Annotated in this window: 18 protein-coding genes and 2 pseudogenes; 14 read left to right on the top strand and 6 right to left on the bottom strand. The window is 44.9% G+C overall.

Going from position 1 to position 16604, the window contains the following annotated elements; genetic code table 11:
• The first annotated feature begins 43 nt into the window (after window positions 1-43).
• Both radC and BLT32_RS06635 read left to right on the top strand, forming a co-directional pair.
• Window positions 44-517, top strand: coding sequence for a RadC family protein (radC, locus tag BLT32_RS06630; protein ID WP_053953340.1), 474 nt, complete (start codon window positions 44-46; stop codon window positions 515-517).
• A 183-nt stretch (window positions 518-700) separates the two neighbouring features.
• On the top strand, window positions 701-1144 hold the full coding sequence (locus BLT32_RS06635; protein ID WP_053953339.1) for a hypothetical protein: 444 nt from the start codon (window positions 701-703) through the stop codon (window positions 1142-1144).
• 72 nt (window positions 1145-1216) lie between these two features.
• On the opposite strand, the gene BLT32_RS06640 is transcribed toward BLT32_RS06635, so the two are convergent.
• Complete coding sequence (locus BLT32_RS06640) at window positions 1217-1900, bottom strand: YagK/YfjJ domain-containing protein (protein ID WP_053953338.1); 684 nt, start codon at window positions 1898-1900, stop codon at window positions 1217-1219.
• A gap of 495 nt (window positions 1901-2395) precedes the next feature.
• Between BLT32_RS06640 and BLT32_RS06645 the strand changes: the two genes are divergently transcribed.
• The 4 genes from BLT32_RS06645 (at window position 2396) to BLT32_RS06660 (ending at window position 7222) form a co-directional block, all read left to right on the top strand.
• Window positions 2396-3418, top strand: coding sequence for a hypothetical protein (locus BLT32_RS06645; RefSeq protein WP_143020945.1), 1023 nt, complete (start codon window positions 2396-2398; stop codon window positions 3416-3418).
• 479 nt (window positions 3419-3897) lie between these two features.
• Window positions 3898-5127, top strand: coding sequence for a tyrosine-type recombinase/integrase (locus BLT32_RS06650; RefSeq protein ID WP_053953336.1), 1230 nt, complete (start codon window positions 3898-3900; stop codon window positions 5125-5127).
• Between the two features lie 207 nt (window positions 5128-5334).
• A complete protein-coding gene (locus BLT32_RS06655) occupies window positions 5335-6891 on the top strand; it encodes a Fic family protein (RefSeq protein ID WP_053953335.1) in 1557 nt (518 codons plus the stop codon).
• 22 nt (window positions 6892-6913) lie between these two features.
• Window positions 6914-7222, top strand: a complete 309-nt coding sequence (locus BLT32_RS06660; RefSeq protein WP_053953334.1) for a hypothetical protein — start codon at window positions 6914-6916, stop codon at window positions 7220-7222.
• Window positions 7223-7299: 77 nt separating this feature from the next.
• On the opposite strand, the gene BLT32_RS06665 is transcribed toward BLT32_RS06660, so the two are convergent.
• Both BLT32_RS06665 and BLT32_RS06670 read right to left on the bottom strand, forming a co-directional pair.
• Window positions 7300-7575, bottom strand: coding sequence for a toll/interleukin-1 receptor domain-containing protein (locus tag BLT32_RS06665; RefSeq protein WP_053953333.1), 276 nt, complete (start codon window positions 7573-7575; stop codon window positions 7300-7302).
• 54 nt (window positions 7576-7629) lie between these two features.
• A pseudogene (locus BLT32_RS06670) lies at window positions 7630-8145 on the bottom strand (IS256 family transposase); the annotation flags it as partial.
• A 64-nt stretch (window positions 8146-8209) separates the two neighbouring features.
• On the opposite strand from BLT32_RS06670, the gene BLT32_RS12965 reads away from it, so the two are divergent.
• The 7 genes and pseudogenes from BLT32_RS12965 (at window position 8210) to BLT32_RS06705 (ending at window position 13682) form a co-directional block, all read left to right on the top strand.
• Window positions 8210-8488: a transposase gene (locus BLT32_RS12965; protein WP_034821006.1), complete on the top strand. Its 279-nt coding sequence runs from the start codon at window positions 8210-8212 to the stop codon at window positions 8486-8488.
• Window positions 8489-8499: 11 nt separating this feature from the next.
• Entirely contained in the window at window positions 8500-9120 is a 621-nt protein-coding gene (locus tag BLT32_RS12775) for an IS3 family transposase (RefSeq protein ID WP_074668923.1), read from the top strand.
• 219 nt (window positions 9121-9339) lie between these two features.
• Window positions 9340-10422, top strand: a complete 1083-nt coding sequence (locus BLT32_RS06685; protein WP_053953331.1) for an IS110 family RNA-guided transposase — start codon at window positions 9340-9342, stop codon at window positions 10420-10422.
• A 16-nt stretch (window positions 10423-10438) separates the two neighbouring features.
• Window positions 10439-10735, top strand: a pseudogene (locus BLT32_RS06690) (integrase core domain-containing protein); the annotation flags it as partial.
• 144 nt (window positions 10736-10879) lie between these two features.
• A complete protein-coding gene (locus tag BLT32_RS06695; protein ID WP_053953329.1) occupies window positions 10880-11176 on the top strand; it encodes a hypothetical protein in 297 nt (98 codons plus the stop codon).
• A gap of 111 nt (window positions 11177-11287) precedes the next feature.
• Window positions 11288-13156: a DUF885 domain-containing protein gene (locus tag BLT32_RS06700; RefSeq protein WP_053953328.1), complete on the top strand. Its 1869-nt coding sequence runs from the start codon at window positions 11288-11290 to the stop codon at window positions 13154-13156.
• An 82-nt stretch (window positions 13157-13238) separates the two neighbouring features.
• Window positions 13239-13682, top strand: a complete 444-nt coding sequence (locus BLT32_RS06705) for a YaiI/YqxD family protein (RefSeq protein WP_053953485.1) — start codon at window positions 13239-13241, stop codon at window positions 13680-13682.
• Here the strand turns inward: BLT32_RS06705 and BLT32_RS06710 are convergent.
• Entirely contained in the window at window positions 13679-13957 is a 279-nt protein-coding gene (locus tag BLT32_RS06710) for a peptidylprolyl isomerase (RefSeq protein ID WP_053953327.1), read from the bottom strand. The two genes, BLT32_RS06705 and BLT32_RS06710, sit on opposite strands and share 4 nt — an antisense overlap.
• Window positions 13958-14070: 113 nt before the next feature.
• Between BLT32_RS06710 and BLT32_RS06715 the strand changes: the two genes are divergently transcribed.
• Window positions 14071-14748, top strand: coding sequence for a DNA-3-methyladenine glycosylase I (locus BLT32_RS06715; protein ID WP_082343192.1), 678 nt, complete (start codon window positions 14071-14073; stop codon window positions 14746-14748).
• Here BLT32_RS06715 and upp read toward each other — a convergent pair.
• Together upp and BLT32_RS06725 are read right to left on the bottom strand one after the other, a co-directional pair.
• Window positions 14745-15374: a uracil phosphoribosyltransferase gene (gene upp / locus BLT32_RS06720; protein WP_053953326.1), complete on the bottom strand. Its 630-nt coding sequence runs from the start codon at window positions 15372-15374 to the stop codon at window positions 14745-14747. The genes BLT32_RS06715 and upp overlap by 4 nt on opposite strands.
• 18 nt (window positions 15375-15392) lie before the next feature.
• The gene (locus BLT32_RS06725) at window positions 15393-16577 is read right to left on the bottom strand and encodes an MFS transporter (RefSeq protein WP_053953325.1); all 1185 of its coding nucleotides are present in this window, start codon (window positions 16575-16577) and stop codon (window positions 15393-15395) included.
• Window positions 16578-16604: the final 27 nt, after the last annotated feature.

Consider the following 16604-nt stretch of genomic DNA (forward strand, 5'->3'; position numbering starts at 1 on the left):
ATCACGCACGTGCATTCAAGAATCGAAAACATGGAGACACAAAATGCACGAGCAAAATGCTGAGTATGTAACGAATGGGCCGATGACTGAGGTTGATGTGCTGAACAAAGCGTCTGAAATCCTCGAGACGAAGTTTTTGAAGGGGGAGGGCTTTACCAGTCCATCTGCTGCAAAAGACTTCCTGAGATACAAGCTGGCGCATCAAAAGCGTGAAGTGTTCGCCATTCTGCTGATGGACTCACAGCATCGCCTGATTGAGTACAAAGAGCTGTTCTTTGGGACCATTAACGCTGCCCCGGTGTATCCCCGTGAAGTGATGAAAGAGGTGCTTCAACAAAACGCTGCTGCCATAATCCTGGCCCACAACCATCCATCGGGTGTGACTGAGCCTTCGGAAGCTGACAAGCGTGTGACGACGCGTATCAAGGACGCGCTCAATCACATAGACGTCCCCGTGCTTGACCACATCGTAGTAGGCCAAGACACGGTTTCGTTTGCTGAAAGGGGATTATTGTAGTTTTACTGCCACTAAGCAACGTAGCAGAGGTTATCCCTGGGCCTCTTTTACGTTGCTTGGTGCCTTATGCTGGCGTTCTTTATTTTTTGTGGTAATACTGACCTTGACGGTGCATCTAGGCATCTTTTAACGTTAAGCAGTCAAAAATAACTATTACAACCGATTAACAAGGACGATTTGTAAATGTACTTCATAAACATAAAAGCGCTTAAGGAACAGCATAGAGCGGGTCAATACCAAAGCAACGATAGTCTTATGTACTTATCGGCCACTGTAATACTTACCTATCTAGCAATACTGCTTGTTCGCTTTCCTGAAAACGATTGGTCTCTGGGAGTAGATGCAGTAGAGGGTATTATGGTCCTGCTGTCTATTTTTGTCGCTTACGTTGCCAACGGCGGCAATGGCGGAAGCTACTTTTTGGATAAGTTTGTCTCTATTGGTTGGGTCGTCTTGATCCGTTTGCTACCCGTAATTGTACTTTTGGCTTTGGTGATTAATATTGGAGAGACCGCATTCTTCGGCCAAGCTAGCGAGCATGATGGACCCGAAGATATTATCGGATTAGCCGTGATTTATGGTATTTATACATGGCGGTTAGCCGTCCACATAAAGGATACACGTTAAGTGTTGCTTTAAGCGCGTGTCAGTCTATGGCACGCGCTCGTATTAATTAGCCTGCCCTTGCCTTAAAGCGCCTCAAACAGGCGCTTTATTTTTTGCATTGCTGCTGTAAAACGATTGACGCTTACCCTGGTACTTGGTCGTTCCTTCCTTGCACAGGTAGCTGAAGTGCAGGAATGCGTCTCTGTGTACTGGGTCGTCAGTATTGAGTGGCCCTTGCAGTACCCTAAACACGGGCGTCGATGTGTGAAGGAGAGCTACCGTCGACTCAGCTGATAACCCATGCGTCTTGAGCCATGCCTGTCGGATTATCTGTCCTAGCTTAGTAGGGTCCTCATGACTTAAGTTACCGACTGGATATAACGTGTCTTTGTTGGTGAATAGTACGACGTGATAATGCTCTAATTCGCACTCCTCCGTCTGTTCAACCTTCGCAACGTATTCAACCTCTGTTTGGTAAACACGTTTGCTACGACGGTTTAGGGACTTTTGATAGCTCGCAATACCTGCTTTAACTCGCTCAATAAAATCCGTTATCGGGTTACGTTGAAGGTACGGATTCGTATGAGCTGGCAGATGCAAGTCAAACTTTACTGCTAACACTCGCTTATGGTTCTGAAGCATTCTATCCATGACTGTATGTAAGCGGTCTAGGAACGGCAGGATGTATGGTGCATTTACTGTATGTAAGCCAAAGCCCTCGTATTCAGCATCATAATGTAGCGCATGATTGTGGTTGTTCGCATTTCGTTTTCTCATTTCAGACCTCTTGATCGTTATTGATTCATAAGAGATCTGATCCTGTAATTTTTAACTATGAGCCGGACGGCAATCTTCGGGGTTCACCTATTACTGGCTAAGCATTGGTTACTAGACGTACCAATGAATGATGCACTGATTGATAATAGTGAAGGTTGTATATATTACTATTACCAACATTTGCTACTCGCTAATACCTTATGCTTTCGATAAAAAGCACAAGCACTGGCGAGCGTACCTAGTTTCACACTATTCTGATAGTATAGAAGAACGGTGGTTCCTCTACGCTACTAGTTTTGCCTATATCCTCTTAAGGTTAGGGGCAGGAAAGCGCTATTTTCCGCTATCTATAACAGATCTTGTTAATGCGTATTGAATGTGTTTTAAATGCGTTTTCGGTGCGTTATGATTGAGCTTATCATGCGCCGAGCGATGTGTTAAGAATGCGTAAATAGTGCGTAATCGGTGGTAAATTTCTTCAAAGTGGAGGCTGTTTTGACAGTTCATGATAAGGGTGAAGTAGTACCAAAATCTTTGCTTCCGAAAGATGAAGCACACTGGTGCTGGTTATATATACAGTTAGTTCAAAATAAATGCATACAACCGACCGTTGCTACTACGTCACTTAAAGACAGAATAAGAGCGATCAATAGCTACTATCGAACATTGCCTAAGAAGCCACAACCAGACGTTTGCAGTGGTCAGCAGACTGCACGTATTTATAATGAACAATATGACTATGAGGGGCTAAAGCAAAGTGATTTAGACTGGTGTTTAAATAAATCTTTCGCTACCGAGTGGTTGTATCTGGTGTGGCTATTTGTAGTCAAATCCAAACCTCGGCCTAGGTTTGATAACCAAGGCAATCAGTCTAGCTTTATATACGAAGTTCCTAGTTACGTTGATGCTGACATCGAGTTATCAGGTGGCTCAGGGTTTGATATTACAAGTGGTGTGGAAGCATGGGTAAACCCCGATTACAGAGAGTTTGGTTTGGAATTGCAGCCATATACCCGAGAACAATTAGGGCTATCGGTTGTAGACTTCCTAAATCTTTGTCGTTTAGGAATTGAACAAAAACGAGAGTACATTAGTGCGATAAAGAGCATAGTCGATTCTGCAAAGCAAGATAATTGGCTGTCTTTTATCAAAGGAGTACAACCGAAGTTGCTGGATTGGCTCTGGGTTTATCTTAGGGGAACAGATAGCAAAGTTAACTCGAGATACCGGATGCCCGGAAAGATTAGCGATCACTTGGATGCATTTCGTGTTGAAAGATTAATTGCAGAATTCTCGCTTTGGGGCCGTAGTGTCACCGAAAAACGACTTATCCATGACAAAGTTAAGTCAGCCTTTCAAAGAAAGACTCGGCAGGTTGAGAACGCATCAACGAGAGTCCGCAAAAACTTTACTTTATCGCATGAAGCAGCAGGTATGCTTGATGAGCTCTCCAAGAGTGAAAAATCGCAGTCTGATTTTCTAGATCGGTTGATAAGAGAGAAATACCGTGAGCTTTGAACTACTAATAAATCCAAGCACCGATGACACTAAGTAGGTGTGGTCATTAAAAACTCCCGCATAGAAGCCTAGAGAGGACAAGTATAACTTTGTCTTATCGGAAAGGATTCATTATCACTAAAACGGTCTTTAACGTGGGGCTATATGTAACTTACCAAAGTAGACTTCTTGGTGGGTAAAATGGTGGGCAAACTGCAATAAACACGAGCTGCTTTCTCCTAACAACTTGTATTATAAGTATATTTTATATATAAACGATATTAAGATCCAGAACATCGAGTAATTTTCTCTACGCTGTCTGATATTTTCCTTATGCTTCCAAAGCCCTTTTATATCAAGGGCTTTGTTGTTTCTGGAACTTCCTGATTTTTCCGATGCGTAGCAGTTTTTTGGTGAGTGCGGCGGTGAGTATGAAACAGTTGTGAAAAACCAGAATGGTGAGTACTTTCTTGTAAAGAGTTTAAGAGAGGTACGCAACCATGGCCACGTTAACCGCAACGAAAATCGCATCATTGGATAGAAATAAACAACACGGGAAATATGCCGACGGCCTCGGTTTGTATTTTGTGGTCCCAAAGAAAGGGCATTCTTACTGGTCTTATCGTTACATTGTCCATGGCAAGCGCCGTGAAATGACGTTAGGCAAATATCCATTCATGGGGTTGGCCGACGCTCGCGGCGAACTATTACTGAAAAAGCGTGAGTTACTCAATGGGCTTGACCCTTTGGTAGCCAGGAAGAGGGAGGCTTGGTCGGGCATTGAAACCATGGACCATTTGTTCGAGGACTGGTTTACGAATGACATTCAACCAAGATTGAAGCACCCGAACATTCCAGCTCGTTTGTACCGAAAGGAGATGAAGCCGGTAATCGGCGATATGCGAATTGAGCAGGTTACTGCTAGGGATGCTCGAGAAGTGTTACAACGGGTGAAGTTAAGCGGACGGCCAAGCATTGCGAATGACGTTTTGATGTATATGAAGCAGCTGTTTCGTCATGCGGTGAAGCTTGATTTAACCCTGAATAACCCGGCAGCAGCATTTGGTACCAATGATGCCGGGGGCATAGAGAAATCTCGAGATCGCGCGCTTTCTCTCGCAGAAATCAAAGAGGCAACTAAGATTTTCCGGAAGCATATGGACCGCTTCGGTATGGATAACTACATCGCCGTTTGTTTATATCTGGTGCTTGGCGTCCGTAAAACTGAACTGACTGAAGCACCTTGGAGTGAGCTGGATTTAGTTAAAGCAGAATGGGAAATACCGGATGAACGGGTGAAGAAAGGCAAAGGTATTGTGATACCACTGCCAAGCCAAGCGGTTGAATGGTTTCACATGCTGAAAGCGCGGTCATTCGGTTCAGACTATGTTCTACCAGCACGAAGAGGTTCGAATAGACCTTTCATTGGTGGAGACACCATTAATCGTGCAATCAACAAAATGTTTGGTATCGAACAAGGTCGCAAACGCCCTGGACCTAACTTGATGGGAGATATAGAGCATTTTACCGTACACGATTTACGGCGAACCTTTCGCAGCCAAGTGTCAGCACTAGGCTTCAGTGGTGCTGTTGGTGAGCGGGCCATAAACCATAGTCTGAAAGGCGTTGAAGGCATTTATGACCGTTACGATTACTATGAAGAACGGCGGCAGGCGCACCAGAAGGTTGCTGATGTAATTGAGCGGTTGGTTTGGTATGACTTAATGTAACTAAAAATCGAATTTTAACAAGGAAGTGTTGATTCGTAAGTTAAAAGTCTATTTTGTAACTACAGTAGCGTATTTGTAAGTGTGATTTTTGATTTGTAATTAAAACACCTAAAATGTAATGACTTTTTTGGTAAACTAGCTATCATATACGTATACATAAACAATGACTAAAGATAAGACCTTTTTGGCAAGAAGTAAAGGACTGCTATGAAACCAGTTGGATATGCTTACCTTAATCTGCATTACGATCTACGTCTACCGAAGCTCGGGGTGGAGGTTTATCAAGATCCAAATGCGGAAAAGGAACAGTTGATCCAATATGGTGGTAGCAAGCGCAAGGTAATTCCTGGCCACCTTAAGTACGATGATAACCCCTATTCGCAGATGCATGCGGCAATAAAAAACCAAGGCATCAGACTACATTTCTTTGCAGCAATTTATAAAAAAATTAATGTGACTGAATTTACTGCGTTTATTTTAGATAAACCGACAAGTCAATATAACCGAGTCCTTTGGTTTCTTTACGAATGGCTAACTGGGCAGAAACTTGATATCCCGGACCTAAAGTCGTCGAATTATATAAAATTGTTTGAAGACGAGTTCTATTACACCCTGGGAAATGGACAGAAAGATAAAAGAACACGGGTTATTAACAATGCGTTAGGTACACCTGAATTTTGTCCGACGATCCGAAAGACAGCTGATATAAGTCAGCTTGATGAGGCTGACGTTTATAAAACTGCATTTGCGAAAATGCAGCGCATCGGAGAACAGCTATCAGTTGATGTGATTGGGCGATCAGTTAATTACCTTTATACAAAAGAAACAAAGTCATCGACGGAGATAGAGAGAGAAGAGCCGAATCGGCAGCGAATGCAAAGATTCCTGAATGCAATAAAAAATGTTGGATTATATGAGTTGAACAAGCATTCGCTCATCAACGTTCAGAACCAAATTGTGGATGAGAAGTTTAAGGCGACTGATTACCGTGAATCGGAAATTTATGTCGGTACAACGATTCAACGGTTTGGGAATCGAGATGAAGATGTTCATTACGTAGGTGCTAAACAAGAACACATAGCAAGTATGATGAATGGTCTATTCAAGCTACATGAAAACTTGATGATCGATGGCTCAGTTCCCCCATTATTCCATGCAACTTTGATATCTTTCGGTGAAGTTTATATTCACCCATTTGATGATGGAAATGGTCGCATTCATCGCTATCTGATTCATGACGTCATGAAGCATCGAGAACCAGAGCATAAGTTTATTATTCCGATATCTGCTGCGATCTTAAAAAACCAACAAAAGTACGATCAGGTTCTTGAAACCATTTCGGTACCAATAATGGCGATGTTGGATTACGAATTCGACAATGCCAATAGAATCGTAATCAATAATGATATTGATTACATGTATCGCTTTCCCGACTATACCGAGCATGTAAAGTTTGTATATGAGATGATGGATACAGCCATCTCCGATGATCTACTAAAAGAAGTATGCTTACTTACCGTGTTCGACTGTTTGAAAAAATTTATCAACGAAAATGCGGACTTGCCGAACAATAAAATCGATATGGTTTTGTCGATTTTTATTCAAAACGGTGGTGAAGTTTCGAAGCGCAAACGTAAGCATTTAGAAGCTCTACTAGATGATCAGATTCTCAAAGAATTGCAGAAACTGGCGACCCGCCTAATCGAAGAAATTAAGGATAAATTTGAAATTGATGTTGTTGCGGTGATGAATGAGGAGATTTAGGTGCAAATAAACAGGAAAGCAAGTGTTTCATGATTTTTGGTTAAGTATAAAAAAGCTCTGGACTGCAACAAGACGCTTAGAACTAAGATCTAAAGCCGCAAAAGCAGCTCAAGCAGAGCAGTTCTTAGCAATCGGTAAGGGGTTATATGCGTTGGCTGTAGCAATCCCTGTCACAGAGCTTCACAGCACTGGCTGGGAAGAGTGGAGTCAATTAGAATGGATTTCTACGATTGGTATTACCGCATTTGTCGTGTGTTGTTTGGGAGGCCTTACTTCCCGAGCTGGGTTAAAGATGCTAGATGAAATCGAAGTGGCGAAGGTAGAAAAATAATTTTAATAGCTTCGACTTCACCTGTCGTATCTAACAAGCGGCCGAACTATCAGTTCGATTTAAGTTCGCACAACTTACTATCCACCTTGTGTGTTGTCACTCGGCATGATCGCAGCTGCAATTTTATTGGCTATATCTTCAATAGAATCAAATTGAGTTGTGAAACCGGCTAAATCGGGAAGAATGCCGCTATACTCTCTAACATCATCGAACGTTACATTATGGAGCACAGGAATTAAGGTTTCTTTGTTCAAAAGAGCACCCAACTCTCGCTCCGTCCAAAATCGACCAGTTAGGTAGGCCGGTGTCAATAAAGTAATGCCAGAACGAGCCTTTCGCAGACCTGCATCCATTTGAAGGGATTGACTTTTTCCGAGAGTGTTCAATATTCTGTGTCAGCCAAGTTTTCATAAATCTATGTGGCCATCCAGTCGACCTTCAAAGTGGATGGTTAGCTGAGACAGTGTCAGATTCCAGTTCTGCACCGGGTGCGACCAGCGCTCAGTTGCTTTTAACATACCCGCGTACAGCAGCTTAAGCAAGCTACCCTCATTGCTAAAACCGCCTTTGGTTTTGGTCAGTTTTCTGAACTGGCGGTGTACCGCCTCAACGGCATTGGTTGTGTAGATAACGGTCCGAACATAGTCGGGATATTTAAAATACGCTGAGAGTGTCGCCCATTTATTGCGCCAGGATTGAATAACGATGGGATACTTATCCCCCCATTTGGCTTCTAAATCATCCAGCGCGCTTTCGGCAGCGGATAGTGTCGCGGCTTTATACACGCATTTCAAATCGGCCATGAAGGCTTTCTGATTTTTGCTGGCCACGTACTTCAGCGAATTACGAATTTGGTGAATGATGCAGTGTTGTACCTCGGTTTTCGGGTAGATGCTTTCTATGGCTTCAGGGAAGCCTTTTAATGGACTTCCCAGACTTTGCTAGACACTTTTAACAGTTACAATGTAACTAAAACTAGAGGTGTTTATGAGCAAAGGCAAACGGTATACCGAAGAATTCAAGATTGAAGCCGTCAAGCAGGTCACTGAGCGCGGCCATTCAGTTTATGACGTCGCTGATCGTCTGGGCATTTCCGTCAAGTCACTTTACGACTGGCGAGCTAAGTACGGTCAGGACAGTAAAACTAACCAATCCTCCGATGAACAACTGCGCATAGCGAAGCTTGAGGCTGAGCTAAAACGCGTTAAGGAGGAACGGGATATACTAAAAAAGGCCGCAAAGTACTTTGCAGGCGAGTCCGAGTAAAGTACGCCTTTATCCGTGATCACCAAAATCAGTTCTCTGTTTCGGCCATGTGCCGGGTGTTGAAATTGAACCGAAGTGGTTTCTATGCCTGGTTAAAGAAGCCTTTGAGCGATCGCGCCATAGAAGACGCACGACTGTTAAAGCGCATTAAAGCGTTCTTCATTGCCAGTGGCGGCACTTACGGCAGCCCCTGGATCCACAAAGACTTACGTGAAGCCGGTGAAAAATGCAGTGTTCATCGTGTTGCTAAGATCATGCGCCTCAATAAGCTCAGAGCTCAAATCGGTTATAAGCGTCGTCATATAAAAGGCGGTAAGCCGGGCCGGGTTGCAGATAATGTCTTAGAGCGGCAGTTTAATCCTAAAGCACCCAATACATCGTGGGTAAGTGACATCACCTACGTGCGAACTTACGAAGGCTTCCTTTACGTGGCGACTGTTATCGACTTGTTCTCCAGACGCGTTGTCGGCTGGTCAATGGACAAAAATATGGATAAACACCTGGTTATCAGAGCACTGCTCATGGCCGTTTATCAACGACGGCCGAAAGAGAAAGTGTTGGTGCATAGCGATAGTAATAATGTCTTTGCTGTATTTCATGGTGTAAACCATCCATCAATGGCTCATGCTTGAGATATGGTACCAATAATGTACCTGACTTTCTGACCCTCATAGCGATAGACCTTTTGTGTCATTCCTTGGATCTGTCGATTGTCTGGTTTCATTATTTGGTGAGGGTAGCCTCGCCAGTATTTGTGACTCAAGAAGGGCCTGGTGATTATCTCATTACTGTCATGTCCAAGTATTCGGTTTGGTTCTCTCGTCCATAATCAAAAAAATGGGAGAAGGGTTATGAATCAAACGAATAGAAAAGATGACCAATATGTTGTTGGAGGCGTCGATACCCACAAAGACATCCACGTTGCAGCTGTTGTAAATGAGTTAAATCAAGTGGTTTCAAGCGAAAGCTTTCCAACGACAAGGCATGGCTACAAAAAAATGCTGACATGGATGTCCTCATTTGGCAAAGTCTCACGCGTTGGGATTGAATGTTCAGGCACATATGGCCTTGGCTTACTACGTTATATGCAATCGAGCGGCATAGATGTTTTAGAAGTAACAGCACCAGACAAATCAGACCGTCGAAAACGAGGGAAAGATGACACTTTAGATGCAGAAAATGCCGCGCATGCTGCTTTTAGTCGGCATCGAACCGTAACGCCAAAAACAAGAGATGGTATGGTTGAGTCTCTCAGGATTCTGAAAAGCTGTCGAAGAAGTGCTGTGGCTGCACGGACAGTAGCGTTGCAGATGATCAGAACAAGCATTGTTTCTGCGCCTGAAGAACTGCGAGACACCTTAAGACATATGACAAGGATGAATTTGGTTCGCACATTAGCATCAACACGCCCCGATTTAACTAATTATAAAGACATCACCACGGCCTATAGAATAACTCTAAAGTCACTAGCTAGAAGATACGTCGAGCTTCATGATGAAATCGCTGATTTGGATAAAATGATTGCTACAATTGTTGAATCATTAGCACCAGAGTTAATTGAACAGAATGCCGTTGGATATGAGTCGGCTGCACAATTGTTAATTACCCTAGGCGACAACCCTGAGCGCCTAAGATCAGAATCAAGCTTTGCAGCTTTGTGTGGTGTTAGTCCAATTCCGGCGTCCTCAGGCAAAACTAGTCGCCATCGATTGAATAGAGGTGGAGACCGAGCAGCAAACAGCGCTCTGCATATTATTGCGGTTGGCCGCCTAAGAACTGAAGAACGTTCACAGGAATATATCAAAAAACGAACGGCCGACGGGTTATCAAAAATGGAAGCAATAAGATGTTTAAAGCGATATATCGCTCGGGAGATTTACTACCTATTAAAAAATAGAAATACGATTATAAATAGTATTCAAATAACGACTTGACACTTAGAAGGGCATCCAGGGGAGCCAATACGGTAGCTCTGATTACCTGGCCTTCATGAAAGAGCACAACCTAATACCATCGATGAGCCGACGTGGGAACTGCCACGACAACGCCGTTGCTGAGAGCTTTTTTGCCACGTTTAAAAAGCGGGTTATCCGAAAGAAGATTTACCCGAACAGGAACGAAGCGAAGACTGAGATATTTAATTTTATCGAGATGTTTTACAATCCCCAAAAGCGTCATTCTCATACAGGCGGTGTCTCGCCTGCTAACTTTGAAAAGGCGTATTTTGATAATCTACAGACTGTCTAGTGAAAGCTGGGAAGTCCAATATAAATAATCGTAAATATTATATATGAAGAGATGTTTATGTATAGAAAATAGATTTTTTTATACATAAGACGCGTTAGCACTAGCAATTAACTTGTCGATACACCCAGGAAAAAAAGTTTGCTTATGCGAAAAAGTGACAAAAAAATCGAACGAGAAATCATCCGCGAGCTGACCCAGGTGTGTGAAAAGGCCAAATTGGATCACGAAGGTTTTATTTGGCTGACGCACGACGTGAATTACCAGCGTTTTCCGAAAAGTTTAAAGGTAACGCTGGTTTTTAATGAACAGGTAGATGAAACCGTTATGCTGTCAGAGTTTAGCCTTTTGATTCCTAAGGTTCAGGAAGCTCTGGAGCCTGTCATTGGCGTTATACTGCCAGCTAAACAAATTGAAGCGTGCCGCGAGCACACACTACAATAACTGAAAACGCTCTCCACTTGGCGTAGTAACTGACCTTACCACCGCGCACGAATTGACATCCTGTGCTGCAACCGTTATCAAGATAAACAAAACAACAGGGGGAACACACACATGTTTGAATATAAGAAAATTGCGCTGGCGGTATCGCTGGTGCTGATGACAACTGCATGCTCAGATGCGGCAAAAGACAGCACGACAAATAAAGCTGCAGAAACGCAAACGGCAAGCGCTGAAAACACCAACCAAAAGTCAGAGCAAACCGAGTCAGAAAAGGCCAATCAGCTGTTTGAAGACATTTTCATGGAAAATGTCATGCGCAGCCCAATGTATCAGTCTTATCTGGGTATTAAAGACGACCAGGATAAGTGGGATGACATTTCTGACGAGCAAGCCAAAGAAGACCTGGCGCTAACAAAAAAACATTTAGAGCAAGTCAAAGCTATCGATGAGTCAAAGCTTAATGAGCAGACCAAAATTAGCTGGATGCTGATGAAGCAGAAACTGGAAAATGAGATTGCTGACTTTAAGTGGCGCCACCACAACTATCCGGTTAACCAAATGTTTGGTCTGCACTCTAGCGTGGCATCACTGTTGATTAACCAACATCGCATTAGCAGCGTGGACGATGCAGAAGATTATATCTCACGGCTTAATGGTTTGCCGGAGTTGTTTGATCAGCTGGCTGATAATCTGCAGCTACGTGCCGAAAAAGGCATTATCGCCCCTAAATTTGTTTACCCTTACGTCATCAGCGATAGCAAAAACATCATTACCGGCGCGCCATTTGACGATGGTGAGCCAAGTGCACTGTGGGAAGACTTTACCAGTAAAGTTGAGCAGCTCGAGCTTGAAGAAAATCAGCGTGAAGAGCTGTTAGCATCTGCTGAAAAAGCCATGCTTGAGTCAGTTAAACCGGCCTATCAAGACTTAATTACTGTCGTCGAGGGCATTGCTGAACAAGCGACAACAAAAGACGGCGCCTGGAAGTTCCCGGACGGTGAAGCGTTCTACAATAACGCGTTACAACGCACAACCACGACTGACTTAACCGCAGAAGAAATCCATGAGGTCGGCCTAAGCGAAATGGAGCGTATCCATGAAGAGATGCGCGCCATTATGGAAGAAGTTGGTTTTGAAGGCACGCTGCAAGAGTTCTTTGTCCACATGCGCAACAGTGACGAGTTTATCTATCCAAACACGGAAGAAGGTCGCAAGCGTTATCTGGATGAAGCAACGGCCTACATCGATAACATGCGTGAACGTTTGGATGAGTTGTTCATCAATAAGCCAAAAGCGGGTCTTATCGTGAAGGCGGTTGAACCGTTCCGCGAAAAGTCAGCGGGTAAGGCGTTCTATCAGCAACCATCAATGGACGGCTCACGACCAGGCACCTACTATGCCAACTTATACGATATGGAGGCTATGCCAACGTATCAAATGGAAGCACTGGCTTACCACGAAGGTATTCCTGGTCACCATATGCAAATTGCGATTCAACAAGAGCTGGAAGGTATTCCTAAGTTCCGCCGCTTCGGTCGCTACACCGCCTACAGCGAGGGTTGGGGACTGTATACCGAAAAGCTGCCGAAAGAAATTGGCTTATATAAAGACCCATATTCAGACTTTGGCCGTCTAGCAATGGAGTTATGGCGTGCGGTGCGTTTGGTCGTGGATACCGGTATTCACGACAAGAAGTGGACGCGCGAAGAGGGTATCGATTTCTATGTGACCAATACCCCAAATGCCAAGTCTGATGCGGTGAAGATGGTCGAGCGTCATATTGTTATGCCAGGCCAGGCAACCGCCTACAAAATTGGCATGAACAAAATTCTGGAACTGCGTGAAAAAGCGAAGTCAGAACTTGGTGATAAGTTTGATATTCGCGAGTTCCATGACGTAGTGCTTGGCAGTGGTCCAGTACCACTTAACATACTTGAGCAGTTCGTTAATGATTATATTAGCGAGAAAAAGAGCGCATAGTCGCAAACTTTAAGCTCATTTTAAGCAGGCACCATCGATATGCGGTAGTGCCTTTTTTCGTTAGGAAGTCACTATGACCACAATCACAATTTGGGTGGATGCCGATGCCTGTCCAACGGTTATAAAGGATATTTTGTATCGGGCTGCAGAACGCAAACAATTGCCGTTGGTATTAGTAGCGAATCAGCCACTGCGGGTGCCTCCGTCTAAATTTATACGGACGATGCAAGTGTCCGCCGGGTTTGATGTTGCGGATGATGCCATTGCCGAGCAGTGTGAGCCGGGTGACTTAGTCATTACCGCCGACATTCCGTTGGCGGCGGACGTGATTAAAAAAGGTGGGCAGGCGCTGAGCCCACGGGGTGAGCTTTTTACAAAAAGTAATATTGGTTCGCGGCTCAATATGCGTGATTTTATGGATACTATGCGTAGCAGCGGTGAACATACCGGCGGTCCACCACCCTTGCACCAGCGCGATCGTATGCAGTTTGCCAACGAATTAGATAAGATCTTGGCCCGGGCTTAGCTGCGGGAAAGCGTTTTAATTAAGTGCCAGCCAAACGCGGTTTTTACCGGGCCATGTACTTCCAGCGTGGGCTTTCCAAATACCACTTTGTCGAACGCTGGCACCATTTCGCCGCGGCGGAATTCACCCAAATCGCCGCCCTTTTTACCCGATGGGCAAAGTGAGTGCTTACGGGCTAAGTCTGCGAATTTAGCACCGCCGGCCAGTTTCTTCTTCAAATCTTCGGCTTCTTCTTTGGTTTTCACTAAAATGTGTACTGCGTGCGCTCGTGCCATGTCGGACTCCTTTGTTTGTCGGCCGCATTTTACCTAAATTTGCATCATGAGCCGAATAGAATCATTATTTGGCTCAAAATGTGAGCCGAATAGCGAGGCTGGAGTAAACCAGAATGACTGACATTATCCACTTTTCAGTATTTTATGAGCGCGCCTGCGAACGCAAGGGCGGAGAAGCAGCAATGCGTGCCATGTTACCCGAGGTGGTAAGCGATAAAGAACTAGCAAAGGTTACTGATGACAGAGTCCTTTCGTTAATGACCCATTGTATCTTTCGGGCAGGTTTCGTCTGGCAAATTATTGACCGCAAGTGGCCACAGTTCGAAGAAGCCTTCAGTGGTTTTGTACCGCTTTACTGGCAGCAAGTGCCACCGGAGCGACTAGAAGAGCTGGCGCAAGACGAACGTATTGTGCGTAATTTTCAAAAAATAATAACCGTACCGGTTAACGCCCGAATGATTGTCGAAGTGTCGGAAGAGCATGGGAGTTTTTGCAAGTTTTTGGCTAGCTGGCCGCATGATGACCAAGTTGGATTATTGATGTTTTTAAAGAAGAAAGGTGCGCGCTTAGGCGGTAACACGGGTCAGTATTTATTGCGCATGTTGGGCTGGGACGGCTTTGTTTGTGCAAGCGATGTGCTCACTGCGTTACGGAATTTTAATTTACTGGATGCCTCACCAACCAGCCAAAAAGGCCTTAAGCAAATACAAGCAGTGTTTAATCATTGGCACCAGGAAACAGGGCTACCGCGTAGCCATATTTCCCGCATCTTGTCATATAGTGTTGGCTAACGCGTACCAAAGATCTTATCGCCGGCATCGCCCAAGCCAGGGATAATATAGCCGTTTTCGTTGAGCTTCTCGTCCAGCGCTGCAGTAAATATACGTACGTCAGGGTGTTGTGCTAAAACAGCTTCGACGCCCTCGGGTGCTGCGACTAACACGAGTACACGAATATCTTTGCAGCCTTTGGCTTTCAGCATGTCCAATGTTGCTATCATACTGCCACCGGTTGCCAGCATCGGGTCAATAACGAGCGAAATACGCTGGTCAAGACTGCCAACAAACTTATCAAAATAACTGACCGGCTCTAAGGTTTCTTCGTTGCGGTATAGGCCGACCACACTGACTTTGGCGTTGGGTATTAAGTCGAGAACGCCGTCCAACATGCCAATGCCCGCTCTTAAAATAGGCACGACAGTCACTTTTTTGCCTTTTAACTGTTCGACTTCTATGGCTTCACCGCTCCAACCGTCAATAGTGGTCGTTTCTAAGGCAAAGTCACTGGTTGCTTCATAGGTCAGTAGGCTGCCAACTTCGTTGGAAAGCTCGCGAAAACTTTTGGTTGATATACCCGACTTACGCATTAAGCCGAGTTTATGCTGCACCAGAGGGTGCTTGATGACTTCTAATCCCATGGTTTGTATTCCTGTCGTTTAATTCGAGCTGATTTTATCAAACTTTCGCATTGCCCAAAGCCCTAAAACAGGGCCGGGTAATAGCAGCCAGGCGACCCACTCGTTTAATACTGGCCAGCTCCAGCTAGCTAACCAGATGGCTGGAATAGTCAGGGCGAATCCAACCGAGTTCATTACCGCTAAGGCACTACCAATTTTGTCAGCTGGCGCCTCTTGAGCGGCTAATGCTGAAAACTGAGGTGAGTCGGCGATAACCGAAATACCCCAAAGCGTCAGAGTTAAAAGAGCAACCCAAGGCGGTAGCTCAGTCATGAATGGGTATAACAAACACATTGCGCCGGAAGTGATAAGAGCGAGTCTGGCAACCGACACGCCACCATGCTTTTTGCTAAGCCAACCGCCACAGATACAACCAAGAGCGCCCACACCAATTAACGAGAATGATAACCAGGGAATGGAAGACAAAGACCAGCCAAGCTCAGATACCGGTGCTAAAAGGAGCAGAGGCACCAGCATCCAGAAAGCGTAGAGCTCCCAGCAGTGGCCAAAGTACCCACCGGCAACCGCACGGAAGCGTGGCTGTTTAAGCGCCGATAATCCCTTACTTAACGCCGTAGGTTTAGCTGTTGCCGGCAAATGTGGCCCGCTACCGAGAAGCCCTACGGCTATACCGCCTAAAATGGCTAACATAGAGGCAGCAAACAAAGGTATGTGCCAATTTAAACCAAGAGTGAAGCCTCTCATTAAATGCGGCAGAGCGGTGCCCAAGGTAAGCATTGCCAGTAACCAGGAAAGAGCCGCGCCGGCGTATTTAGGCACCCAGGAAATGACCAGCTTCATCCCCATGGGGTAAATGCCGGCTAAACACAGGCCAGTCAGTAAACGCAGAAACCACGCGAGCGAGAAATGGTCGGCGGCAATGATGAAAAGCGCATTAACTGATGCACCGAGCAAACTGGACAAGCAAAAAATAACGCTGGCTTTGTAGCGGTCAGCTAACCCGGTGAGCGCTAAAAACAGGGTGCCGACAATGAAGCCTAACTGAACGGCGAGAGTTAATGCCCCTAAGTCGGCTTCTGAAAGACCCTGCGCTGACGACAGGCTTAACCAAACACCGTTAACGCTGAACCATAACGAGGTGCCCAGCAGCTGAGCTAAAATGATAACAGGTATAGCAATGCGCGAGCGGACATCCGATGTCATTCATCAACCTCGTGTTAGTATGAATGG

This window comes from Idiomarina zobellii, from assembly GCF_900100855.1.
Lineage (GTDB): Bacteria > Pseudomonadota > Gammaproteobacteria > Enterobacterales > Alteromonadaceae > Idiomarina > Idiomarina zobellii.

Coding starts and splice junctions, on each gene's coding strand:
- radC (WP_053953340.1), top strand. CDS start 44: ATGCACGAGCAAAATGCTGAGTATGTAACGAATGGGCCGATGACTGAG.
- BLT32_RS06635 (WP_053953339.1), top strand. CDS start 701: ATGTACTTCATAAACATAAAAGCGCTTAAGGAACAGCATAGAGCGGGT.
- BLT32_RS06640 (WP_053953338.1), bottom strand. CDS start 1,900: ATGAGAAAACGAAATGCGAACAACCACAATCATGCGCTACATTATGAT.
- BLT32_RS06650 (WP_053953336.1), top strand. CDS start 3,898: ATGGCCACGTTAACCGCAACGAAAATCGCATCATTGGATAGAAATAAA.
- BLT32_RS06655 (WP_053953335.1), top strand. CDS start 5,335: ATGAAACCAGTTGGATATGCTTACCTTAATCTGCATTACGATCTACGT.
- BLT32_RS06665 (WP_053953333.1), bottom strand. CDS start 7,575: ATGGATGCAGGTCTGCGAAAGGCTCGTTCTGGCATTACTTTATTGACA.
- BLT32_RS12965 (WP_034821006.1), top strand. CDS start 8,210: ATGAGCAAAGGCAAACGGTATACCGAAGAATTCAAGATTGAAGCCGTC.
- BLT32_RS06685 (WP_053953331.1), top strand. CDS start 9,340: ATGAATCAAACGAATAGAAAAGATGACCAATATGTTGTTGGAGGCGTC.
- BLT32_RS06695 (WP_053953329.1), top strand. CDS start 10,880: ATGCGAAAAAGTGACAAAAAAATCGAACGAGAAATCATCCGCGAGCTG.
- BLT32_RS06700 (WP_053953328.1), top strand. CDS start 11,288: ATGTTTGAATATAAGAAAATTGCGCTGGCGGTATCGCTGGTGCTGATG.
- BLT32_RS06710 (WP_053953327.1), bottom strand. CDS start 13,957: ATGGCACGAGCGCACGCAGTACACATTTTAGTGAAAACCAAAGAAGAA.
- BLT32_RS06715 (WP_082343192.1), top strand. CDS start 14,071: ATGACTGACATTATCCACTTTTCAGTATTTTATGAGCGCGCCTGCGAA.
- upp (WP_053953326.1), bottom strand. CDS start 15,374: ATGGGATTAGAAGTCATCAAGCACCCTCTGGTGCAGCATAAACTCGGC.
- BLT32_RS06725 (WP_053953325.1), bottom strand. CDS start 16,577: ATGACATCGGATGTCCGCTCGCGCATTGCTATACCTGTTATCATTTTA.